The 253-nt window shown below is 62.5% G+C and carries 1 pseudogene; it reads left to right on the forward strand.

Annotated elements, in window-relative coordinates:
* Positions 1 to 137 (forward strand): annotated as a pseudogene (locus MRBLSP13_RS22410) (transposase); the annotation flags it as partial.
* Between the last annotated feature and the right edge of the window lie 116 nt (positions 138 to 253).

Here is a 253-nt window from a genome sequence, read left to right on the forward strand (position 1 = left end):
CGAAGGTGGCGATGGAAGCGATCCGGGGCGATCTGACGCTGGCGGAGTTGGCGGCCAAACATGGCATCCACCACACGATGATCGGGGCATGGAAGCGGCAGGCGATGGAGGGCATGGCCAGCCTGTTTGAACCGCCCCGGGATTGCCGGAGGCCATTTGGCTTAAATTATGCTGCCATGGGTGTGTCGTCCAGCATGGCGTAGTAGAGCTCCTCGGCTTCGGCAGGCGGGATGTTGCCGATGGGTGCGAGCAA

Source organism: Sphingobium sp. LSP13-1-1.1, from assembly GCF_040676415.1.
GTDB lineage: Bacteria > Pseudomonadota > Alphaproteobacteria > Sphingomonadales > Sphingomonadaceae > Sphingobium.